The organism is Streptomyces sp. AgN23, assembly GCF_001598115.1.
Taxonomy (GTDB): Bacteria; Actinomycetota; Actinomycetes; order Streptomycetales; family Streptomycetaceae; genus Streptomyces; species Streptomyces antimycoticus.
On the sequence record NZ_CP007153.1, the window covers coordinates 4,742,134 to 4,762,829 of the forward strand.

Sequence of the window (20,696 nt, forward strand, 5' to 3'; positions counted from 1 at the left end):
ACTTCCCGCTGTGGCCATGGGTAGCCAGCGCGCTGTTCGTCGGAACGTCCACGGCCAGCAGAGTCCGGTAGCGACGGCAGGTGCGGCGGGCATGACAAGAGAGAGGTGCAAACATGGGTGCCAGTGGCGTCATCGACGAGACCGAGACGGGAGGGGCCGACCCGGCAGAGCCGTCGGTTCCCGCGCCGGACAGGATCGAGGGGGGCGTCTCGGGGGAGCGCCTGGTGCTTTTCACCGACGCGGTGACCGCGATCTCCATCACCCTGCTGATCCTGCCGCTGGTGGACCTCGTCCCAGAAGCCGCGTCCGCCCACGAGCACGCCAGCGAGGTGATCACCGGTCACCTCGACCAGATCTGGAGCTTCCTGCTCAGCTTCGCGGTCATCGCGAACATCTGGCGGGAGCACCACCGGGCCTTCTCATCGGTCACGGAGTTCACCCGCTCCCTGATGGTATGGAACATGGGGTGGCTGCTCTCCGTCGTCGTCCTTCCTCTGCCGACGGAGATGCTCGGCACCTTCGGCCGCGACCGATTCGTGGCGGCGTTCTACTACTCGACCCTCCTGGCCGGCATGGTCTGCCGGTTCGCGATGCTGAGGATCCTGAAAGCCACCCCGGCACTTTTCGAGGAAGACGGCCCGGCGGTCCGCCGGAGGGCCCAGGACTTGTACACCGAGAGCTGGCTCAACGTCCTCGCCCTGGTCCTCGCCTTCGCCATCGCGCTCGCCGTACCCGTCCTGCAGTACTACAGCCTGCTGCTGCTCGCCGTCCTGCCGAGGCTGGCGCATTCCCGACGGCAACGCACCGCCCCCTGACCACGGGAACGGCCGCCGCCCGGATACCCGCCTGAGTCCTGGGGACAGCCGTTCCGCAGCTCGACATGATCGCTGCTATGGCTCAAGACATCCTGACGGCGCCAGGCCGTCGCCCCACTGCGGCCGATTCGTTCCGCGGGAACGTCCCGCCAGCTCACACCCTTGCACAGCACATACACGATGCCCCGCAGAGCGGCACGGTCATCCGCCGGCAGCCGACCGGGATACCGGTGCCGCCGGGGGGACGAACCGGCAACAGCGGGGCACCGCGCCCCCACAGGTCCCCTCCGGCGCTTGAGGAGCGGGGCCGGGGCGGAGCCCCGGTTTCGGGAAGGGGCGGGGAAGGGAAAAGTCCGCCCCTGTCCGGGCTCAGAGCCAGCGCGGGGCGTCGACGCCCAAGCGGCCGGGCGGACGAGCCCAGTCCAGTGGGCCGTCCACGGAGCCGTCCGGGAAAGCGATCGGCGAGCAGGCGTACCGCAGCGTTCCGAGGCCCGACACGGTCTCGGCCAGCCAAGGCGCCGGGTCGTAGGCGGGCCCCCCGCCCCGCGGCACGGGAGCGATACCGCGCAGAAGCCACGACGCCGTGCCCGCCAGCGAAAGCCGCAGATGCCGCCCGCCACCCACCTCCTGCCGCCCCGTCAGCCCCCGCAAGACCCCCGCCGCCAACAGATAGCCGGTGCCGTGGTCAAGCGCCTGGGCGGGCAGCACACCAGGGTGACCGTCCGCGTCCGCGTCGGCTTCGGCCTTCGCCTCGATCGCGGCGATCCCGGTCGCCGCCTGGACCAGACTGTCGAAACCGCGCCGCCCGGCCCAGGGCCCGGACCAGCCCCATGCGCACAGCTGGGCGACGATCAGCCCGGGGTGGCGCTCCAGCAGGGCGTCCGGGGCGAGGCCGAAGCGGTCGAGCGCACCGGGGCGGTAGCCGGTGACCACCACATCGGCGTCGGCGAGCAGCGCCTCCAAGGTCCGGCCGCCCTCCGGCGCGCCGAGGTCGAGCGCGGCGGAGCGCTTGCCGAAGCCGGTGTCGGCGTGTGCGTCCGGGTCCTCGGGCAGCCCCGGGGAGTCGACGCGCAGCACATCGGCGCCCAGCAGCGCCAGGGTGCGGGTGGCCACCGGCCCGGCGATGACCCGGGTCAGATCGAGCACGCGCACCCCGCTCGCGGGCAGGGCCGCCTCCGGAAGCGGACGCGGCGCGCCCTCCCCAATCCACCGGGACTCGACCAACGGCAGCTCGCCAAGCGGGATCTCGCTCTCACCGGGCTCGGCCACGGCCACGGCCAGCCCACCCCCCGCGTACACGGTCTCCTGGATCGCCCGGGCGGGGCGGCCAGCGAGCGCCGCCGCGAGTTCGTCCGGCCCGCTGTCGCCGGACAGGCCGAGCGCGGCGAGCAACCGGGCGCGGTGGTGCGGGTAGTTGGCGTGCGTACGGACCCATCCGTCGGCCGCGCGCCAGAATCCGGACAGCGGGGCGAAGTTGGTGGGCCTCCGGCCGTCGATACGAAGGTGCCGTTCGCTGACGAACGCGGTGGCGACGGCGCCCTCGTCGACCCGTACCTCCGGAACGGCCCCGCCGGAGCGCCGCGCGCCCAGTTCGGCGGCGGCCAGCGAGCACACGCCCACGGTGGCGCGGGCCAGCTCGGCCACGGGCAGCCGGGCGGGCAGTCCCCCGCTCACCGCGCGGTACGCCACGTTCCCCAGCAGCGCCGGATCGCCGCCGAGGGTGGTCCAGGCGTGGGCGGTGGCGGGGTCCGGTGCTGCATCGCTCCTCGTCATGCGCTCATTGTGCGCCGCCGCACCGGACCGCCCAACGGCGAGTGCCCCGCCCCCTCCTCCTGGTCGGGGACGGAGAGGGCGGGCCGTGCACAGTGGGCGGTGGGCCTATGCGGCGCCCGCCCGCCGGTAGAGGTCGAGGGCCTCATTGCCCAGCGTCGGGTGGTATTCGTTCGCACCGGCGCTGACGCTGATGTTGCCGATCAGATAGCCCCCGCCGCCCGAGAAGTCGGCGAGGAAGCCGCCGCCGCTGGACCCTCCGGTCTGGACGCAGTCGATGCCCCACATCGTGGAGCCGGGGCGGCCCGCGTCGGGGAACTCATCGCCCTCGCAGTGGTTCAGCCGCTCGCCGTTGCCCTCGGCGGCCGAGCCTCCGTAGCCGAAGGAGTGGACATGGCGGCCGGTCTGCGAGTTGAAGGCGATGCCCTGCGCGCCCACGGTCTCGGCCAGGGTGCGGCCGTTCAACGTGTTCATGACGGCGAAAGCGTAGTCCCAGTTGGCGTCGCCCCGCGTGGAGACGTACTGGGGCTCCCAGAACAGACTGCGGGCGGAGAAGGTGCCGTAGGGACGGTTGCCGCCTGTGTAGCCCGGGATGAAGACCCAGTTGCGGTAGCCCGTGCCGGTGGCCGCGTCCACGACGCAGTGGCCGGCGGTGAGCACGACGGACCGGTTGTCGCTGTTGGCGACGGTGGCCGAGCAGGCGAAGGTGCCGCCCGAGGCGTTCTGGAAGAAGACCTTGCCCGCCGTGGTGCTGATCAGACCGCCGCCGGTCCAGGCGGTGGGGGAGGTGGCCCGGGTCGAGGGCGCGGAGGTGGCGGCGGCGGGACCCGGGAGCGGGGGCACGCTCACCCGCTCGCCCGTGGTGGGCGGGGCGGTCGCGAGTTTCGCGGTGCGGGCGGCGGGCAGGGCGGTGACGTCCTGGGCGGCGCGCAGCCGGTCCGTCGTCCAGAAGCGGGCGGCGGCGCGCTGCTCCTCGGCGGAGACGGAGGTTCCGGCTCCCTCGGCGGAGGGGGACGGGGCGGGGGCCGCGTGGGCGGTTCCGGCGGTCCAGCCGAGGGTGGCGAGAGTGAGGGCGCTGAATAAGGTGGCGACACGTCTCATGCGGTGAGCTCCACGTCCGTTGGAGGTACCCGAGAGCGTCGGACAACGTTGTCCGACGCTTGGTCGCCGGTAGAGTGCCACGGCTGGTCCAGACCTGCCATGGTGTCGGACGTCACGATTAGGGATCCCCCTAGCCAGGACGGGCCCTCCAACGCCCCCTCACGCGAGGCCGTCGGCGCCAGGGTCGCCTCGATGCCCGCCACGACGGTGCGCGACCCCTCCTCGAAGCGCGCCTCGTAGTCCTGGCACAGGTCCGCGCCCACCTCCGCCGACAGCTCGTAGCCCTCGGCGGCCATGCGCTCCTCGCGCTCGGTGACGCCGCACACAGCGGAACCCGCACCCACCACGAACAGCAGGCGCACCCGCCCCGGCCGAGGGCACGATCAGTTGGCGAAGTCCAGCAGCACCTTGCACGACTGGCTCCGGTCAGCGGCCTGGCCGAACGCCTCCACCGCCTCCCGCGCCGGCCGCACCCCACTGATCAGCGCGTCGAACGACGGCTCGGCCGCCAACAGACGCAACGCATCGTCGAACTCGGTGTGGAAACGGAGCGCGCCCCGCAGTTCGATCTCCCGAGCGACCAAGAGATTCCCGGCGAACGGGCTCTGCCCGGGCGGCAACATGCCCAGCTGCACCACCACACCCCCGCGCCGCACCCGGCGCAGACAGGTGTCGAGCCCAGCCGCAACGCCCGACGCCTCGATCGCGACATCCATCTCGTCCGAGGGCCAGTTCGGGTCGTCCGGATCGTCGGCCCGTACGCAGGCCGTCGCCCCGGCCGCCGCCGCGAACTCCAGGGCGCGGGGCAGCAGATCGGTCGCCGTGATGGTCGCCGCGCCCGCCGCGCGGGCCGCCGCGATGGCCAGACAGCCGATCGGACCGGCGCCCGTGACCAGCACATGGCGGCCCTTCACCGCGCCCGCCCGCCGCACCGCGTGCAGCGCCACGGCCAGCGGTTCGGCGAGCGCGGCCCGGCGCGGCTCCAGCCCCTCGGGGAGGGCCCGGAGCTGCGCCGCCGGGACGACGATGTGGGAGGCGAAGCCGCCCTGGACATGCGGAGTGCGCGCGGCGCTGCCCAGATAGCGGGTGTCGCGGCAGACGTTGGCGCGGCCGTCGGAGCACTCCGGGCACTCCCCGCACGGGGTTGCCGGGTGGACCGCGACCGGGGTGCCGACGGCGGGCCCGGTCGCACCCTCGCCGTACGCCACGACCGTGCCGACGACCTCGTGCCCGAGCACCATCGGCTCCTGGAGCCGGAAGTCGCCCACCCCGCCGTGCCGGTGGTAGTGGAGATCCGATCCGCAGATCCCGCCGTACCGGATCGCCACGAGCGCCTGCCCTGGCGCCGGTTCCGGCTCGGGGAGTTCCTCGATCCGCAGATCACCCTGCCCGTGGATCACACAGCCCAGCACCATCGCCCAGCCTCCTCAAGCTCACGCGGTTTCTCGTGGTTCAGAGCCCGTCAGGGCTCACAGCACGCTCGTCATGCCGCCGTCGACGTACAGGACCTGTCCGCTCACGAAGTCCGCCGCGGGCGAGGCGAGATAGAGCAGCGCGCCGACCAGGTCCTCGGTGCGGCCCCAGCGCCCGGCCGGGGTCCGGCCGCGCACCCAGGAGCTGAACTCCTCGTCCTCGACCAGCGGTCGGGTCAGCTCGGTCTCGATATAGCCGGGTCCGAGCCCGTTGACCTGGATGCCGTACCGGCCCCAGTCCGCGCACATGCCCTTGGTGAGCATCTTCAGCGCGCCCTTGGTCGCCGCGTAGGGGGCGATTCCGGGGCGGACCACTTCGCTCTGCAGGGAGCAGATGTTGACGATCTTGCCGTGGCCGCGTTCGGTCATCCGCCGGGCGGCCTCCCGGCCCACCAGGAAGGCGCTGGTGAGGTTGGTGTCCAGGATCTGCCGCCAGGCGTCGTCGGTGAACTCCAGCAGGGGCGCCCGGTTCTGCATCCCGGCGTTGTTGACCAGAATGTCGAGCGGGCCCACCCGCTCCTCGACATCGGCGATAACGGCCGCCACGGCCGGGCCGTCGGTGACGTCGAACGCGGCGGTGTGCACCCCCGCGTCCGCGCCGCCGAGCTCGGCGGCGGCCTTCTCGAGGGCGTGCGGATCGCGCCCGTTGAGCACCACCGTGCAGCCGGCCTCCACCAGACCGCGCGCGAGGGCGTGGCCGATGCCCCGGCTGGAGCCGGTGACCAGCGCGGTGCGGTCCGCGATGTCGAAGAGCGGATGTGCCGTCATGGCGTACGTACCCCTCCGGTGCTCATGTCACCAGTTCCTAGATCACCAGGGACAGCAGCAGGACGAAGACGAGCCCGACCACGGAGATGATCGACTCCATCACCGACCAGGTCCGCACGGTCTGCCCGACGCTCATCCCGAAGTACTCCTTGACCAGCCAGAATCCCGCGTCGTTGACATGGCTGAAGAAGAGCGACCCGGCGCCGATGGACAGCACGAGCAGCGCCACATGGGTGCTCGACATATCGGCGGCCAGCGGGGTCATCAGCCCGGCGGCCGAGATCGTGGCCACTGTCGCGGAGCCGGTGGCGAGGCGGATGGCGACCGCGATCAGCCAGGCGAGCAGCAGCGCGGAGACGTTCCAGTCCTGCGAGATGTCCATGATCATCTTGCCGACGCCGATGTCGATCAGCGTCTGCTTGAAGCCGCCGCCCGCGGCGACGATCAGCAGCATTCCGGCGATCGGGGCGAGCGAGTGCTCGACGGTGGAGGAGATCCGGTCCTTGGTGAAGCCCGCGGCCCGGCCGAGGGTGAACATGCCCACGATCACCGCCGCCAGCAGCGCGATCAGGGGAGCGCCGATGACGTCGGCGACCCGCTGGACGGTGTTCTCCGGGTCGTCCACCACGATGTCGACCAGCGCCTTGATCAGCATCAGCACGACCGGGAGCAGCACGGTGAGCACGGTGACGCCGAATCCGGGACGCCGCTCCAGCTCCTCCGACGGCCGCGTGGGCATCAGCCGGTCCGGCGGGGTGACATGCACCCAGCGGTCGGCGACGCGCGAGAAGACCGGGCCCGCGATGATGGCGGTGGGCACGGCGATGAGGACGCCGAGCGCCAGGGTGATCCCCAGGTCGGCGTGGACCGCGTCGATCGCGGCGAGCGGGCCGGGGTGCGGCGGCACCAGGCCGTGCATCACGGACAGGCCCGCGAGCGCCGGGATGCCGATGCGCATCAGGGAGAAGTTGCCGCGCTTGGCGACCAGCAGCACCACGGGGATCATCAGCACCATGCCGACCTCGAAGAAGAGCGGCAGCCCGATGATCCCCGCGATCAGCACCATCGCCCAGGGCATCGTCCGGTTGCTCGCCTTGGCGAGGATGGTGTCGACGATCTGGTCGGCGCCCCCGGAGTCGGCGAGCAGCTTGCCGAGGATCGCGCCGAGCGCGATCAGCACGCCGACGCCCGCGACGGTCGACCCGAGGCCGGCCGAGAAGCTGGTGATGACCTTGTCGAGCGGGGCTCCCGCGACGGCGCCGAGCGCCAGTGAGCCGATCGTCAGCGACAGGAACGCGTGCAGCTTGGTCTGGGTGATGAGGAGGACGAGAACGGCTATGCCGACGAGGACGGCTATGCCGAGCTGTGCGTGACTTGCCGACGTGATCGGGTCGACGGTGTCCGCTGCCAGCATCTCGACGCTGAGTCTGGTCACGGGGGTTTCCTAACCTGCGTTACTGGTGTTCGAGCCGCCGCAGTTCGGCGTCGGCCCGCTCGGTGATGAGCTCGGGTTCCGGGCCGACGTCCACGGCGACGCCGTACTCGTCCGGCTGCAGCGGTTCGAGCGTGGCGAGCTGGGAGTCGAGCAGTTCCCCGGAGAAGAAGTGGCCCTTGCGCTCCTTCATCCGCTCGGCGATCAGCTCGCGGTCGCCGGTCAGATGGAGGAAGACGATGCCGGGCGCGGCGGACCGCAGCCGATCGCGGTACTTCCGCTTGAGCGCGGAGCAGCTCACCACGCCCCCGCCCTCGGCGTGGTCGTGGGCCCAGGCACCTATGGCGTCCAGCCAGGGGCGCCGGTCGTCGTCGTCCAGCGGGGTCCCGGCCGACATCTTGGCGATGTTGGCCGGTGGGTGGAAGTCGTCGGCCTCGGCATACGGGACGCCGAGCTGTTCCGCCAGCAGGGGGCCGACCGTGGTCTTGCCCGTTCCGGACACTCCCATGACCACGACAACCTGGGGGGCGTGCATTGTGTGAAACCTCGCTGTCTTCTTCGACCTCGGCGCCGGGGACACTCAACCCCACAGATACGACGTATTCAAGAGTCCGTGACTTAAAAGTCATACTTATTTGAGGGGTGGGCGGCCGCGTAGGCTGAGCGCATGGACGAACAGGGGCCCCAGGGCCGTGGTCAGAGGCCCAGGCCCCAAGGGCTGCACGACCGGCTCCTGGAGTCCCTCGGCCCCGCGATCACCGGGGGCGACTATCCGCCGGGCACCGTCCTGCGCACCGATGAGCTGGAGCGGCGCTACGACGTCTCCCGCACGGTCGTCCGGGAGGCGGTGCGGGTCCTGGAGTCCATGCACCTGGTGGAGTCCCGCCGCCGGGTCGGGGTGACGGTGCGCCCCACCGAGGAGTGGGACGTCTTCGACCCCCAGATCATCCGCTGGCGCCTGGCCGGCCCCGACCGCCCCCGCCAGCTCCGCTCCCTCACCGCCCTCCGCTCGGCCATCGAACCCGCCGCCGCCGCGCTGGCCGCCGAGCACGCCACGCCGGAGCAGTGCGCCGAACTCACCGAGCACGCCCTCAACATGGTCGCCACCTCACGCGGCCAGCAGCTGCCCGCGTACCTGATCCATGACGTCGCCTTCCACCGCGTGGTGCTGCGCGCCTCGGGCAACGAGATGTTCGCCCGCCTGGGCGACGTCGTCGCCGAGGTCCTGACCGGCCGCACCCAGCACCGCGTCATGTTCACCGACCCCGACCCGGAGGCGGTCACCCTCCACGTCCGGGTGGCCGAAGCGGTCCGGGCGGGCGACGCGGAGGCGGCGGAGCGCTATACGCGGGAGATCACGGTGGGGGCCCTGCGGGAGCTGGACATCCTGGCGCCCTGAGGACGCCTGTCCAGCTGCCCAGCTCCGCATCGGCCGCCTGTCGGGTGCGGGTTTCGTTTCGCGCCTTCGGCGCAATTGAGCAGCGGCGGCGGGCAGTGGGGGACGGGGGTGCCCCCACCGCCGGGCCTCCAAGAGATGGGTCTCATACAAGGAGGTCCGATGCCGCATACACACGTGGCCGGGTGCGCCCGGGTCAGATCTGGTTCTCGCCTCCGTCGACGTAGAAGTTGGCGCCGAGGATGAAGCCGCTCTGCTCGGAGGCGAGGAACGCCACGAGCGCGGCGACCTCCTCGGGGCGTCCCATCCGGCCGATCGCGGCGGTCGTGGCGAGGTGCCCCCTGGCGTCGGCCGCGTTCTCCTCGCCGAAGAGGTCCGTGATCCCCGGAGTGTCGATCGGGCCCGGCGAGACCGCGTTGACCCGGACGCCGCGGCACTTGAGTTCGTTGGCCCAGGTCCGCGCGAAGGACCGGATCGCGGCCTTGGACGCCGCGTACGCGCCGAACGCCTCCGTGCCGTTGTCGGCGGCGGTGGAAGCGTTCAGGATCACCGAGGCGCCGTCGTTGAGCAGCGGCAGCGCCTTCTGCACGGTGAACAGCGTGCCCCGCACATTGACGGCGAAGGTCCGGTCGAGGTGCTCCTCGGTGACCTCCTCCAGTGTCGCGAACGCGGCGGTCGCCGCGTTCGCGAAGACCACGTCCAGGCCCCGGCCCCGGGCGCGGACCGCGTCGTAGAGCCGGTCCAGGTCGGCCAGGTTCGTGACGTCACCCGCCACGGCGGTGGCCCCCGCCGGGCCGATGGCCTCGACGACCGCGTCCAGCTCGGCCTTCCGCCGACCGGTGATGAACACGTGCGCGCCCTCGGCCGCCAGCCGTACCGCGGTGGCCCGGCCGATCCCGGTGCCGCCGCCGGTGATGACGGCGGTCTTGCCCTCAAGCTGTCCCATGACAATGACCTCCATAGATTTCGGTACCGCTCGGTACTGAAAGTGAGCGTAGCGCACTTCTGCACCGACCGGTACTGAAGAGGTATGCTCCATGTCATGAACGCGCGGCAGAAGGCACCGATCGGCCGACCGAGGGGCTTCGACGCCGACGAGGCCCTCGAACGCGCCATGCGGGTCTTCTGGGAGCAGGGCTACGAAGGCGCCAGCCTCACCGACCTGACCAGCGCCATGGGCATCACCCGCACCAGCATGTACGCGGCCTTCGGCAACAAGGAGGATCTGTTCCGCAAGGCCCTGGAGCGCTACACCGAGGGCCCCGCCGCGTACGCGGAGCGGGCGATGCGGGAACCGACCGCCCGGCAGGTGGCCACCGCGTTCCTGGGCGGCTCCGTCCGGGCCAACACCCGCCCCGGCTGCCCGGCCGGATGCCTCGGCGTCCAGGGCTCCCTCGCCGCCGGCGACCCCGGACGCAACGCCCGCGACGCCCTCATCGCCTGGCGCAACGAGGGCACGGCCCACCTCCGCGACCGATTCCGGCAGGCCGTCGACGAAGGCGACCTGCCACCCGACACCGATCCCGGAGTGCTCGCCCGCTACCTCATGACCGTGGCGAACGGCATGGCCGTCCAAGCGGCCAGCGGTGCCACGCAGGAGGAGCTGCAGCAGGTGGCCGACATGGCGCTGCGCAACTGGCCGCCCGCCTAGGAGGGGCCGACGGACCGTGACGCCTGCGGCAGGCCGCTCCCGTCCCTGCCGGACACCCCGTGGGTCCCGATCTCAGCGGGGAGTCGCGAAAACGTGCGGGTTTCGTCTCGCGCCTTCGGCGCAATTGAGCAGCGGGCAGGGAGTGGGAGGCGCGGGTTCGCCGCCGGGCGGCGGGGCTGCGGGTGTGGGCGCCGGTGGCGGCTTTCGTGTTCGGGGGCCGGGGTCCCTCCGGACTGCGGGCGGCAAGGGGGGGTTGGGGTACCCCTTCGAAAAATGCTTGATATGGCGCAACTAATACATCAAGCAATTTCGAGAGGGGTACCCCAACCCCCTGCTGTCCGGCGTCCACCTTGGCCCCGGACAACGGGAGCCGCCACCGGCCCTCTGCCCCACCGGCCCGGCGGTCGGCGGCGCGCCCCGCGCCCCCGCTCCCCTGCCCGCTGCTCAATTGCGCCGAAGGCGCGAGACGAAAGCCGCACTCAGCCGAGCCGATCAGGCCCCGCTCAGATCACCGGGACCGATCTCCGCCCACACCGTCTTGCCGATCAACTCGGGCACGACGCCCCACCGGTCGGCCAACTCATCGACCAGCAGCAGCCCGTGCCCGCACTCGCGCGGCGCCTCGGGCTCGGGGGCCGGGCGAACGGTCGGCAGCCGTTCGACCCGGGGGTCCCGCACCTCGATACGGAGGGTGGAGCCGGTGACGGTGAGTGTCAGCCGGAAGTTCCGCCCCGGGACGCGGCCGTGCAGCGCGGCGTTCGCGGCCAGCTCGGCGATGATCAACGCCGCCGTCTCATGCGGCAGGCCCCATGAGCGGATGCGTTCCGTCCCGAGGAGTCGTGCCAGGCGGGCGCCCTTGCGGGTGGCCGAGAGCAGGACGGTGAAGGGCGAAACGGAAGTGTCGGTTCGAGTGATTTGTTGGCTCACGTCACTCAGAGTGGCCGCGTACGAATAGGCTGAAAAGTAGCGACGCCGATACGGGCAGTGACTGTCCGGCCCTGGTCCGGGCCTGTCCGGCGGCGCCGGGTGGGAGGTGGTCCCGTATGGAGGATGAGGAGAGCGGCGCGGTCCTGAGGACGGTCGGCCGTCAGATCAAGTTGTGGCGCGAAGCGGCCGGGCTGAAACAGGCCGAGTTGGGGGCGGCGATCGGTTACGGCGAGGAGCAGGTTTCGGCCGTCGAACGGGCCCGGCGCATCCCCAGCCCGGAGTTCTTGGAGAACGCGGATCGAGTATTGGAGGCGGGCGGCAAGATCGCTGCGCTGAAGAAGGACGTTGTGGAGGCCCGCTACCCGAAGAAGGTTCGGGATCTGGCGAAGTTGGAGGCCGAAGCCGTCGAGTTGGGGGCGTACGGCAACCACAACGTGCACGGGTTACTTCAGACACCCGAGTACGCCCGCGCGTTGTACGACATGCGACGGCCCTCGTACTCGGAGGACGAGGTCGAGCAGCACGTGGCGGCGCGAATGGCCCGGCAGGAGATCTTCGAGCGACGTCCAGCGTCCACGCTGACATTCGTCCAGGAAGAAGTGACGCTGCGGCGCCCACTCGGGGGCAAAATGGTCCTGCGCCGCCAGCTCGAACACCTATTGGAACTAGGTCAGTTGAGGCACGTCGAAATCCAGGTGATGCCGACAAACCGCGAGGACCATGCCGGAATGGGCGGGCAGCTCCAGCTGCTGAAGCTCAACGACGGCACGACGGTAGGTCACTGGGAGGCCCAGTTGTTCAACCGACTGATCTCCGACCCCAAAGAGGTCCAGATCCTTGACATTCGGTATGGGATCATCCGGGCGCAGGCCCTCACACCGCGTGAGTCTCTGGCCTTCATCGAGAAACTGCGGGGAGAGACATGACCCTCAAGTCCAACGAGTGGACCAAGAGCAGCTACAGCAGCAACGACGGCCCTGAGTGCGTTGAGGTGGCATGGACGAAGAGCAGCTACAGCAGCAACGACGGGCCCTCATGCGTAGAGGTGTCGGCCCCTACCCCCTCCACCATCCACATCCGCGATTCCAAGAACCCCAACGGCCCCCAGCTCACCGTCACCCCCACCGCCTGGACCGCGTTCGTCACGTACGCCAGCAACAACTAGATGATCTATTCCAAGGGGTTAGTGATCGTAGGCGGTCAGGGAACGTAGGACGGTGTGTCCGGTGGCGTCGTTGTGCCAGACCGCTGCGGTCAGGGCGAGGATTCGCTGCATGACGCGGGCGACCACGCCGCCGGGTGTGCGGCCCCGGTGCTGTTCGAGGTCAAGCTGTCCCTTGAACGTCTCGTTGATCGACTCGATGACCTGCCGCAAGGGCTTGAACAGATGCGCGCCCGGCCGCTGCCGTTCGCCCTTGCGGGCGGGCCGCAGTAGTTGGATTCCGTGCTCTGCGAGTTCATGTTCGAAGGCGCGACCGTAGTAGTTCTTGTCGCCGATCAGCGTCTGCCCGGTTCGACCTTGGAGAAGGCCGGGTTCGGCGGCGAGGAGGTCGAGGAGGGTCTCGCGCTCGTCGGCTTTTGCTCCGGTAAGGGCGAAGGCGACTGGCAGGCCCTGGAGGGTGCATATCAGGTGCAGGCGCAGGCCCCAGAAGAATCGGCTGTGGCTGGCGCAGTAGCCGTACTGGGCCCATCCGGCCAGGTCCGAGCGTTTGACGGTTTCGCGGGATCGGCCACATTCCACCGGGGTGGAGTCCACGACCCACACGTCGTCGCTCCACACCGAGGATGTGGTGGCCAGGATCCGGGTGACCCGTCGCAGCAGGCCGGCGGCCTTGCGCAGCCGCTTGTTGTAGCCGGGCTGCTGCGGCAGGTACGGGAAGAGGTGCCGCAGATGGGTACGGGCGTGACGGATCCACCTGGCCTCGGAAGTGAAGCCGAGCAGGGCCTGCATCACGGCGAGGGTGACCAGTTCGGCATCACTCAGGCGGGGTGCGATGCCGACCGGCGGGCGCCATGATGCCAGGTCCGGACGCTCCTTCAGCAGGTCGTCGGTGGTCGCGTAAAGTGCGGTCGCGAGGGTGTCCTGGTTGTTCGTCACACAACGATCTTGGACACCCTCGTTCTCATGCCCGCACACACCCCTTGGAATTGATCATCTAGGGGCCCGGCGGGCCTTGACGCCTACGGCGGGCTGAACCCCTCCCCGCCCCTTCTCGCGGTATCGATATGCGGCTCCGCCGCGTGGCAGGGGCTTCGCCCCTGGCCCCCGAGGTCTGAGGCGGAGCCCGGTCCAGGGCCTGGGGCAGAACCCCGTCCGAGGCCCGGGGCAGAACCCCATCCGGGGCCCGGGGCCCGGGGCGGAGCCCCGTTCGGGGTCTGGGGCGGAGCCCCAGTTTCGAGAAGGGGCGGGGAGGGGAAAGACCCCCGCGCCCCCTACCCGCGGCGACCCACCGGCTGATCGTTCCGCAGCCGCTCGAAGAGCCGCTTCGCCCGCCCCTCGTCCCACTTCAGCGCGTCGCCCTTGGACGTCGCGAAACTGCGGTCGGCCACAGGGACGTTCAGCCGGTTGCCGTCGCCGCCCGAGACCCGCTTCATCGCCTGGAACAACGACATCAGCGTCCGTAGATCGGACCCCTTGTCCACGATGAGCGTGTCGAGGCCCGCGCCGACGGTCGGCAGGGACTTCCAGGGAACGAAGACCTGGTCCGGCTGCGCGGCCCGCTTCGCCAGCGCCGCGAGGAACTTCTGCTGGTTCTGGCTGCGGCCGAGGTCACCGTTGGCCTCCTGGTGGCGCTGGCGGACGAAGGCCAGGGCCTGGCGGCCGTCCAGCATCTGACAGCCCGCCTTCAGATCGGCGCCCGACTTCTTGTCCTTGATGGGCTTGTCGAGGCACATCCGGACGCCGCCCACCGAGTTGACCACGTTGACGAAGCCCGCGAAGCCGATCTCCGCGTAGTGGTCGATCCGCAGCCCGGTGTTGTACTCGATGGTGCGCACCAGCAGCTCGGGACCGCCCAGCGAGAACGCGGCGTTGAGCTTGTTCTTCGACGGCCCGGGACGCTTACCGGTCATGGGGTAGGTGAACGGCGGGAGGGTCACCCATGAGTCACGCGGCAGGCTCACCATCGTGGCGCCGTGGGCTCCGGTGTGCAGCACCATCATCGAGTCGGTGCGGCGGCCCTCGGCCGAGCCGGTGTGCAGGTTCTTCTTGTCGTCCTGGGAGAGACCGTCACGGCTGTCGGAGCCCACGATGAGGTAGTTGGTGCCCTTGCCCGGCGCGGGGCGGTGCTCGACCTTGGCCAGGTCGACGTCGTTGTTCAGCTGGGACCAGGCCCAGCCGTACGTGGAGACGGCCCCGACCAGGACTACCGCGAGCAGGACGACCACCGTGCGCCGCAGCCGCCGGGGCCACCGGCGACCGGGGGTGGGTGCCTCGGCGCCGTCTCCCTCGTCACGCTGCCGGTACGGGTCCGGCGGTATCCGGTGGCGCGGCGTCAAAGGCTGGTGGTGCGGCGCCAAAGACTGCGGGTCGCCGCCCGGCCATGGGGCATTGCCCGGCCGTGGGACCTCGCCCGGCCGTGGAGTATTGCCCAGCCATGGGTCCTCGCCCGGCCATGGGGCATGGCCCGGCCATGAGCCCTGGGCGGGCCACGAGCCCTCGCTTGGCCATGAGTTCGACATGCTTCTCCAGCCCCCGCTCACTTGGACAGACTCTGGTGTCCGGCCGGTCCGACGATCCGCTGTTCCCCGGCGGAGCCGGACCGCTGCATGCGGTGCCAGCGCAGCCGGGTGCCGAACAGGGCGCTGACCACGGACTGGATGATCACGAGGTACATCAACTGCCGGTAGACGACGAGTTGGAAGGGCATCGCCCACAGCGCCCGCAGCCGTTCCTTGTCCAGCCGCAGCGCGTATCCGGCGCCCAACAGCTGCACCACGAGGAAGGCGAGCCACACCCCGATCGACTCCACGGGATCGGCGAACACCACGCCGTACAGGGCGAAGACGTCCACGATGGGGGCGAGCAGCGGCAGCACCACCTGGAAGAGGAAGAGGTAGGGCAGTGCTCGGCGGGCGAAGCGTCCGGCCGGGCCGACCTCGCGGAGGGCGCGGCGGTGCTTCCACATGGCCTGAAGCGTGCCGTAGCACCAGCGGTACCGCTGCCGCCACAGCTGGCGCAGCGAGGTGGGCACCTCGGTCCAGGCGACGGCGGACTCCTGGTAGACCACCCGCCAACCGCCCCGCCACAGAGCCATCGTGAGGTCGGTGTCCTCGGCGAGGGTGTCCTCGCTGACGCCGCCGACGCCCATCACCGCGTCCCGCCGGAAGGCCCCGATCGCGCCGGGCACGGTCGGCATGCACTCCAGCATCTCGTACATCCTGCGGTCGAGGTTGAAGCCGAAGACGTACTCCAGATGCTGCCACCGGCCCAGCATCCGACGGCGGTTGCCCACCTTGGTGTTGCCGCTCACCGCGCCGATGGCCGGGTGGGCGAGCGGCTGGATGAGCTGGTGGATGGCGTCCGGTTCGAAGACGGTGTCGGCGTCGACCATCACCACGATGTCGTGGTGGGCGTGGACCAAGCCGGTGTTGAGGGCAGCCGCCTTGCCCGCGTTGGGCTGGCGGATCACCGAGACGCGGGGGTCATCGATCCAGGTGGCGAGGTCCGCGGTCTGGTCGGTCGAGCCGTCGTCGATCACGATGATCTGGAGCTGCGGGTGGGTGGAGGCGAGCAGTGACCGCACGGTGGACTCGATGCCCGCCTCCTCGTTGTAGGCGGGGATGAGCACCGTCACCGGCTCGTTGACCTCGCGCAACCAGGGCGAGCCGGGCCGGAAGCGATGCAGGCGCCGGACATGGGACCGCGCGAAGAAGACGAGCAGCAGCAGCCGCAGCAGGGCCAGCGCGCCCGCGACGCCGAGCACCCAGGTCATGGCCTGGACGAAGGCGTGCCCGATGGACTGGACCTGGAGCAGCGCCTTGCCCTGCACCTGGCCGACGGTGGAGGCGGGGGTGTTGACCGGTGCCTGGCCGAGCCCCTCGGACACCGTCGTGTACTTCTCGATCTTCCGATTCCGGAAGAGCTTCTTGATCTCGCTGTAGGCGCCGTCCGTCTGGCTGTACTGCTGGATGACGCCCCGCTCCGGCTTCCGGTCCGGCCGGTCGGCCGCGACCAGCAGATACCCCTGCTCGGCGGCGCGCCGGGCGGCCGTCCACTCGCCGCCGCACATCGTGTCGGCCTGGGCGGTGAGCGGCAGCCGCAGCAGTTTGGTGGTGGTCCCCGCGCTGCCCGCCAGCGCCGTCTGGGTCAGGGACAGCTCCAGCCGGGTGCGCACGGCGGACGCCGAGCCCAGGTCGGAGCCGGTGTAGGTGAGCGAGCCGATCTCATGGCCCGCGTCGCGGATCCGTCGCACCAGCTCGGGGTGGCGGGCCGCCTCGACGCCGGAGAGGAAGAAGGTGGCGTGCGCGTGGTGCGCGCGCAGCAGGCCCAGCAGGCGTGGGGTCCAGACGGGGTCGGGGCCCCCGTCGAAGGTGAGGGCGACGGTGCGGGCCGGCATCCCGGCCGTCTGCACCCTGCCGCCGGCGATGCGCACCACCGGTTTCCCGGTGTCGGCGGCCTTCGGGATGGGACTCGTACAGGGGCGGCGCGTCGGCTGGGAGGCGGCCTCGTGGGTGGTCCAGCCTTCGAACACCAATGCGGCGGCGACCGCGGAGACGACGACGATCAGCAGCAGCCAGTGGCCGCGCGGCTCGGGGCGGTGTGCGTGCCTGCTCACCAGTGGCCGCCCCCGGACGGTGAGTCGGCGGCAAGGGGGTCGGTCACCGCGGTCCCGTAGGTGTACGAACCGGGCCAGGGCTCCACGGCCGGGGCGCTGCCGGTGGTGGACCGCTCGGCGGTCCTGGGCGGCTCCTGGTCGTCCTGCCACAGCACACCGGACAGGGCCGCCACGAGCAGCAGCAGATAACCGACGCAGGCACAGCCGACAGCCAGCGCCGCGAGCGCCAGAAGCTGCCTCCGACCGCCGGAGGCATTGACGAATATCTGACCCTTCTGTTTTCTTCTCCGACGCTTTTCGGCCACCCTCTTCACCATGTGGCGGAAGTGTAGTGATGCGTTCGCACGCTTATGACCACGCCAGATGGCGCCCTCCTTATTACCGGAGGTAGCCGTGGCCTGGCATTTCTCTCTCAAGCGGGTATGTCTGAAAAGGGTGAGAGAAGGGTCACTGCGGGCCGGGGCGGGACACCTGGGGCCGGTGCTCGTACCACCGCTGGTCGGCCTCCAACTGGGCCGCCAGTGAGATCAGCACGGGCTCACTGTTGGCCGGGCCGAGGAGCTGGGCGCCCAGCGGCAGCGTGCGCTCGGGGTCGGCGAACCCGGCGGGGACGTTCATCGCGGGCCACCCCAGCACATTCCAAGGCCAGGCGTACGGACACGCCGCGATCATGGCCCGATCGGTCTGCCACCCCGACAGCGCGGCCATGGCGCCGATCCGCAGCGGGGGCGTGGCCGTCGTCGGGGAGAGGACGACGTCGAAGCGCTGGAAGATCGCGCCGACCTGGCGCCGCAGCGGCTCCTCGTACGACCGCGCCCACCGCAGCACCGCGCCGCCCAGCAGCCGGCCGTTGCGGGCGGCGTGGCGGGTGCGGATGTCGAGCTGCAGTGGATCGGGGACGCGGCCGGACCATTCGAAGAGCCCGGCCGTGGCGCGCGGCAGAAACGAGAAGCCCACGAGCCCGTAGCGTGGCTCGGCCTCCACGACCTCATGGCCGAGGGCCGCCAGCCGCTCGGCGAGCCGGACGACCGAGGCCCGCACGAGCGGGTCCAGCCGCTTGGGAGTGCCGGTGAAGGCCGTCTTGAAGGAGAGGGCGATCCGCAGCCGCCCCGGGTCGCGGTCCACCGCGGACAGCACATCCACCGGCTCCGGGCAGTGCAGATCCCCCTCGCGGTTGCCGCTGACGGCGTCCAGCAGCAGCGCCGCGTCGGCGACCGTACGCGCGAGCGGGCCGTTGCAGGTGATGCCGTTGAACGACTCGGCGTCCGGCCAGGTGGAGATCCGGCCGCGCTGGGGCTTGATGCCGATCAGGTGCGTCCAGGCGGCGGGGATGCGGACCGAGCCCGCGCCGTCGGAGCCGAGCGCGGCGGGGACCAGACCGGCGGCGACGGCGGCCGCGGCGCCGCCGGACGAGCCGCCGGGGGTGTACTCCGGGTTCCAGGGGTTGCGGGTGTGGCCGAAGGCGGGGCCCTCGGTGAACGGCCACTGGCCCAGCTCGGGGGTGTTGGTCTTGCCGACGATCACGGCCCCGGCCGCCCGCAGCCGCCGCACCGCCTCGCCGTCCTCGACCTTGGCCGGGAAGTCGCCGCAGCAGCCGAAGGCGGTGGGCTCGCCCGCCACATCGGTATCGTCCTTGACCGCGAGCGGCACCCCGAGCAGCGGCAGCCGCTCCCCCGCCGCCAGCCGCCGGTCGGCCTCGGCGGCCTCGCGCAGGGCGGCCTCGGCGCGGATGCGGCGGAAGGCGTTCAGGGTGGGCTGGGTCTCGGCGATGCGCTCGAGCGCCTGCTCGACCAGCGCATGGGAGGTCACCTCGCCTCCGGCCAGGGCACGGAGCTGCTCGCCCAGACCCTTGGGAATGACGCTGGTCACCGTGGTCCTCCTCGGGTGAGTTCGGCCACTTCCCCTTTACCCCTGGCGGCTGCTCCGCGCACCCTGGGCAACGGTGATGACCCGTTTCATCACTTTCATCACGATCATCGCTGAGCACAGAGGACACCCGCATGACCGACATCGCGGCGCGCCGTATCGGCCTCCACTCCCGCACCGGAGGCCCCTCCGACGGCGAGGATCACCTGTTGGAGCATCTGCTCGGCTGGTCGCTCGTCGTCGTCCTCGCCTTGCTCACCACCCAGCTCGGACTGTTTTAGGGGCGCGCGGCCTGCGCCACGACCGGGGGCCTAGTCAGTGGATCGCACCTCGAGGTAGCGGGCCGAGCGCCCGTGCGGGGTGCCCCCGGCGCCCGTACATCACACTGCACCGCACCGTATGTCATAGTGGACCGCATGACGAACGACGCCGCAGGCTGGCTGGACTCCGCCGCCATCGACCCCGCCGTGCACGCCCTGCGCCCCGACTACCGGGCGCTGCTCCTCACCGCCGAGGGGCTGCGTCCCGGGCCGAGCGACGAGCTGAGCGAGCGGCTGCTGGCCGACGCGGAGCAGGCGGCGCGGGAGCGGTTCGGGGACGGGCCGGTGGAGGAGCATCCGCATCTGGCCGCCTGGCGCGAGGCGTTCCGCGCCTTCGGGGCGAAGCCCCAGCGCACCCGGCCCAGCGCGGAGGCCCTGCTGCGGCGCGCGCCCGCCGGGCTGCCCCGGGTGGACCGGCTGACCGACATCTACAACGCGATCTCGGTCGCGCATGTGATCCCCCTCGGCGGCGAGGACCTCGACCACTACGTGGGCGCGGCCCGGCTGGTGCGTGCCGAGGGCGACGAGACCTTCGAGACGACGGCCGGGGGCGAGCCCGTGGTGGAGCACCCGTCGCCCGGCGAGGTGGTCTGGCGCGACGAGGCGGGCGTCACCTGCCGCCGCTGGAACTGGCGCCAGTGCACCCGCACCCGGCTCACCCATGCCACTACCCGGGCGATGTTCGTGCTGGACGCGCTGGGGCCGATGGACGACACGGCGCTGAAGGCAGCCGGCGACCAGCTGATGGAGGCCCTGACGGACGCCAGCCCGGGGGTGACGCTCGCCTCGCGGCTGGTGGGCGCGGCGGCGTAGCGGGGCCACTGGGCGGCGGGTCTTTCCCCTACCCGCCCCTTCCCGAAACCGGGGGCTCCGCCCCCGGACCCCGGGGGCTGGAGCAGAGCCCCCCAACACCCCAGCACGCCGGCACACCACGACGACCGGGCCCGAGCACCGGGCCAGCCTGACCCAGGATCTGGGGCGGAGCCCCACCACGCGGCGGAGCCGCATATCGACGCCGCGGGAAGGGGCGGGGAGGGGAACAGCTCGCCGCAGGCGCCAAGATCCGGACACTTCCAGGCGGCGCCGGAGCGGTGCCCGGCCGGTGAGCCCGTCCTAGAACAGCGACTGCTGCCCCGGCGTCGGCGGCTCGTCCTCCCCGAAGAGCTTCGGCGGAGTGGTCAGCAGCGGCGCGATCCGCCGCGAACCGGGGCAGGAGATCAGCTCAAGGGCGGAGCGCCGCCCCGGCGGGTCATGGCGGGCGAAGCGCCCACCGACGACCGCGATCTCACGGGTGCAGACCGGGCAGGCGCGGCGGGGTGACGACGACATGGCTCCAGTGTCACCCAACCCCCTGACAACGGCCCCGGACCGGCCCCGGACCGGCCAACGGGCCCGCCCCGG

The 20,696-nt window shown here is 71.3% G+C and carries 22 protein-coding genes and 1 pseudogene; 7 read left to right on the forward strand and 16 right to left on the reverse strand.

Annotation, left to right across the window (positions count from 1 at the left end):
* The first annotated feature begins 113 nt into the window (after positions 1-113).
* On the forward strand, positions 114-815 hold the full coding sequence (locus AS97_RS20360) for a TMEM175 family protein (protein WP_125761700.1): 702 nt from the start codon (positions 114-116) through the stop codon (positions 813-815).
* A 95-nt stretch (positions 816-910) separates the two neighbouring features.
* On the opposite strand, the pseudogene AS97_RS47475 reads toward AS97_RS20360, so the two are convergent.
* The 8 genes and pseudogenes from AS97_RS47475 to AS97_RS20400 form a co-directional block, all read right to left on the reverse strand.
* Positions 911-1,098: pseudogene (locus AS97_RS47475) on the reverse strand (transposase); the annotation flags it as partial.
* An 86-nt stretch (positions 1,099-1,184) separates the two neighbouring features.
* Positions 1,185-2,588, reverse strand: a complete 1,404-nt coding sequence (locus AS97_RS20370) for a CoA transferase (RefSeq protein ID WP_125761696.1) — start codon at positions 2,586-2,588, stop codon at positions 1,185-1,187.
* 105 nt (positions 2,589-2,693) lie between these two features.
* Positions 2,694-3,686, reverse strand: coding sequence for a hypothetical protein (locus AS97_RS20375; RefSeq protein ID WP_210565402.1), 993 nt, complete (start codon positions 3,684-3,686; stop codon positions 2,694-2,696).
* The gene (locus tag AS97_RS20380; RefSeq protein ID WP_185930125.1) at positions 3,683-4,048 is read right to left on the reverse strand and encodes a hypothetical protein; all 366 of its coding nucleotides are present in this window, start codon (positions 4,046-4,048) and stop codon (positions 3,683-3,685) included. Before AS97_RS20380 ends, AS97_RS20375 begins: the two co-directional genes overlap by 4 nt.
* A gap of 21 nt (positions 4,049-4,069) precedes the next feature.
* On the reverse strand, positions 4,070-5,101 hold the full coding sequence (locus AS97_RS20385; RefSeq protein ID WP_125760374.1) for an L-idonate 5-dehydrogenase: 1,032 nt from the start codon (positions 5,099-5,101) through the stop codon (positions 4,070-4,072).
* Positions 5,102-5,155: 54 nt separating this feature from the next.
* A complete protein-coding gene (locus AS97_RS20390) occupies positions 5,156-5,926 on the reverse strand; it encodes a glucose 1-dehydrogenase (RefSeq protein WP_125760375.1) in 771 nt (256 codons plus the stop codon).
* 37 nt (positions 5,927-5,963) lie between these two features.
* The gene (locus AS97_RS20395; RefSeq protein WP_059143534.1) at positions 5,964-7,361 is read right to left on the reverse strand and encodes a gluconate:H+ symporter; all 1,398 of its coding nucleotides are present in this window, start codon (positions 7,359-7,361) and stop codon (positions 5,964-5,966) included.
* A 19-nt stretch (positions 7,362-7,380) separates the two neighbouring features.
* Positions 7,381-7,893 carry a gluconokinase gene (locus tag AS97_RS20400; protein WP_059143535.1) on the reverse strand — a complete coding sequence of 171 codons (513 nt, stop codon included), beginning with the start codon at positions 7,891-7,893 and terminating at the stop codon, positions 7,381-7,383.
* A gap of 132 nt (positions 7,894-8,025) precedes the next feature.
* On the opposite strand from AS97_RS20400, the gene AS97_RS20405 reads away from it, so the two are divergent.
* Complete coding sequence (locus tag AS97_RS20405) at positions 8,026-8,757, forward strand: FCD domain-containing protein (RefSeq protein WP_059143536.1); 732 nt, start codon at positions 8,026-8,028, stop codon at positions 8,755-8,757.
* 193 nt (positions 8,758-8,950) lie between these two features.
* Here AS97_RS20405 and AS97_RS20410 read toward each other — a convergent pair whose 3' ends face one another.
* A complete protein-coding gene (locus AS97_RS20410; RefSeq protein ID WP_210565403.1) occupies positions 8,951-9,700 on the reverse strand; it encodes an SDR family oxidoreductase in 750 nt (249 codons plus the stop codon).
* Between the two features lie 96 nt (positions 9,701-9,796).
* On the opposite strand from AS97_RS20410, the gene AS97_RS20415 reads away from it, so the two are divergent.
* On the forward strand, positions 9,797-10,405 hold the full coding sequence (locus tag AS97_RS20415; protein ID WP_078647468.1) for a TetR/AcrR family transcriptional regulator: 609 nt from the start codon (positions 9,797-9,799) through the stop codon (positions 10,403-10,405).
* Positions 10,406-10,897: 492 nt separating this feature from the next.
* Here the strand turns inward: AS97_RS20415 and AS97_RS20420 are convergent, their stop codons facing one another.
* Complete coding sequence (locus AS97_RS20420) at positions 10,898-11,332, reverse strand: ATP-binding protein (RefSeq protein ID WP_119989341.1); 435 nt, start codon at positions 11,330-11,332, stop codon at positions 10,898-10,900.
* Positions 11,333-11,448: 116 nt separating this feature from the next.
* Between AS97_RS20420 and AS97_RS20425 the strand changes: the two genes are divergently transcribed.
* Both AS97_RS20425 and AS97_RS20430 read left to right on the forward strand, forming a co-directional pair.
* Entirely contained in the window at positions 11,449-12,258 is an 810-nt protein-coding gene (locus AS97_RS20425; RefSeq protein ID WP_210565404.1) for a helix-turn-helix transcriptional regulator, read from the forward strand.
* On the forward strand, positions 12,255-12,497 hold the full coding sequence (locus AS97_RS20430; RefSeq protein ID WP_210565405.1) for a DUF397 domain-containing protein: 243 nt from the start codon (positions 12,255-12,257) through the stop codon (positions 12,495-12,497). Before AS97_RS20425 ends, AS97_RS20430 begins: the two co-directional genes overlap by 4 nt.
* A gap of 18 nt (positions 12,498-12,515) precedes the next feature.
* Here AS97_RS20430 and AS97_RS20435 read toward each other — a convergent pair whose 3' ends face one another.
* The 5 genes from AS97_RS20435 to AS97_RS20455 all read right to left on the reverse strand — a co-directional run bounded on the left by AS97_RS20435 (position 12,516) and on the right by AS97_RS20455 (position 18,978).
* Positions 12,516-13,430, reverse strand: coding sequence for an IS982 family transposase (locus tag AS97_RS20435; protein ID WP_210564085.1), 915 nt, complete (start codon positions 13,428-13,430; stop codon positions 12,516-12,518).
* 335 nt (positions 13,431-13,765) lie between these two features.
* The gene (locus tag AS97_RS20440) at positions 13,766-14,830 is read right to left on the reverse strand and encodes an LCP family protein (RefSeq protein ID WP_349017596.1); all 1,065 of its coding nucleotides are present in this window, start codon (positions 14,828-14,830) and stop codon (positions 13,766-13,768) included.
* Between the two features lie 200 nt (positions 14,831-15,030).
* Positions 15,031-17,112, reverse strand: coding sequence for a bifunctional polysaccharide deacetylase/glycosyltransferase family 2 protein (locus AS97_RS20445; protein WP_125760376.1), 2,082 nt, complete (start codon positions 17,110-17,112; stop codon positions 15,031-15,033).
* Entirely contained in the window at positions 17,106-17,426 is a 321-nt protein-coding gene (locus AS97_RS20450; protein ID WP_161500511.1) for a hypothetical protein, read from the reverse strand. Before AS97_RS20450 ends, AS97_RS20445 begins: the two co-directional genes overlap by 7 nt.
* A gap of 130 nt (positions 17,427-17,556) precedes the next feature.
* On the reverse strand, positions 17,557-18,978 hold the full coding sequence (locus tag AS97_RS20455; RefSeq protein ID WP_210565406.1) for an amidase: 1,422 nt from the start codon (positions 18,976-18,978) through the stop codon (positions 17,557-17,559).
* 131 nt (positions 18,979-19,109) lie between these two features.
* Here AS97_RS20455 and AS97_RS20460 point away from each other — a divergent pair, with 131 nt between their 5' ends.
* On the forward strand, positions 19,110-19,256 hold the full coding sequence (locus AS97_RS20460) for an SCO1431 family membrane protein (RefSeq protein ID WP_107119206.1): 147 nt from the start codon (positions 19,110-19,112) through the stop codon (positions 19,254-19,256).
* A gap of 135 nt (positions 19,257-19,391) precedes the next feature.
* On the forward strand, positions 19,392-20,108 hold the full coding sequence (locus AS97_RS20465; protein WP_086710392.1) for a phenylalanine--tRNA ligase beta subunit-related protein: 717 nt from the start codon (positions 19,392-19,394) through the stop codon (positions 20,106-20,108).
* A gap of 300 nt (positions 20,109-20,408) precedes the next feature.
* On the opposite strand, the gene AS97_RS20470 is transcribed toward AS97_RS20465, so the two are convergent.
* Positions 20,409-20,624: a hypothetical protein gene (locus AS97_RS20470; protein ID WP_043237345.1), complete on the reverse strand. Its 216-nt coding sequence runs from the start codon at positions 20,622-20,624 to the stop codon at positions 20,409-20,411.
* Positions 20,625-20,696 lie beyond the last annotated feature (72 nt).

Bases quoted from the DNA above. Each gene is read 5' to 3' on its own strand.
- AS97_RS20405 (WP_059143536.1), top strand. From the start codon at position 8,026: ATGGACGAACAGGGGCCCCAGGGCCGTGGTCAGAGGCCCAGGCCCCAA.
- AS97_RS20430 (WP_210565405.1), top strand. From the start codon at position 12,255: ATGACCCTCAAGTCCAACGAGTGGACCAAGAGCAGCTACAGCAGCAAC.
- AS97_RS20410 (WP_210565403.1), bottom strand. From the start codon at position 9,700: ATGGGACAGCTTGAGGGCAAGACCGCCGTCATCACCGGCGGCGGCACC.
- AS97_RS20465 (WP_086710392.1), top strand. From the start codon at position 19,392: ATGACGAACGACGCCGCAGGCTGGCTGGACTCCGCCGCCATCGACCCC.
- AS97_RS20450 (WP_161500511.1), bottom strand. From the start codon at position 17,426: ATGGTGAAGAGGGTGGCCGAAAAGCGTCGGAGAAGAAAACAGAAGGGT.
- AS97_RS20360 (WP_125761700.1), top strand. From the start codon at position 114: ATGGGTGCCAGTGGCGTCATCGACGAGACCGAGACGGGAGGGGCCGAC.
- AS97_RS20460 (WP_107119206.1), top strand. From the start codon at position 19,110: ATGACCGACATCGCGGCGCGCCGTATCGGCCTCCACTCCCGCACCGGA.
- AS97_RS20400 (WP_059143535.1), bottom strand. From the start codon at position 7,893: ATGCACGCCCCCCAGGTTGTCGTGGTCATGGGAGTGTCCGGAACGGGC.
- AS97_RS20470 (WP_043237345.1), bottom strand. From the start codon at position 20,624: ATGTCGTCGTCACCCCGCCGCGCCTGCCCGGTCTGCACCCGTGAGATC.
- AS97_RS20375 (WP_210565402.1), bottom strand. From the start codon at position 3,686: ATGAGACGTGTCGCCACCTTATTCAGCGCCCTCACTCTCGCCACCCTC.
- AS97_RS20425 (WP_210565404.1), top strand. From the start codon at position 11,449: ATGGAGGATGAGGAGAGCGGCGCGGTCCTGAGGACGGTCGGCCGTCAG.
- AS97_RS20385 (WP_125760374.1), bottom strand. From the start codon at position 5,101: ATGGTGCTGGGCTGTGTGATCCACGGGCAGGGTGATCTGCGGATCGAG.
- AS97_RS20390 (WP_125760375.1), bottom strand. From the start codon at position 5,926: ATGACGGCACATCCGCTCTTCGACATCGCGGACCGCACCGCGCTGGTC.
- AS97_RS20370 (WP_125761696.1), bottom strand. From the start codon at position 2,588: ATGACGAGGAGCGATGCAGCACCGGACCCCGCCACCGCCCACGCCTGG.
- AS97_RS20415 (WP_078647468.1), top strand. From the start codon at position 9,797: ATGAACGCGCGGCAGAAGGCACCGATCGGCCGACCGAGGGGCTTCGAC.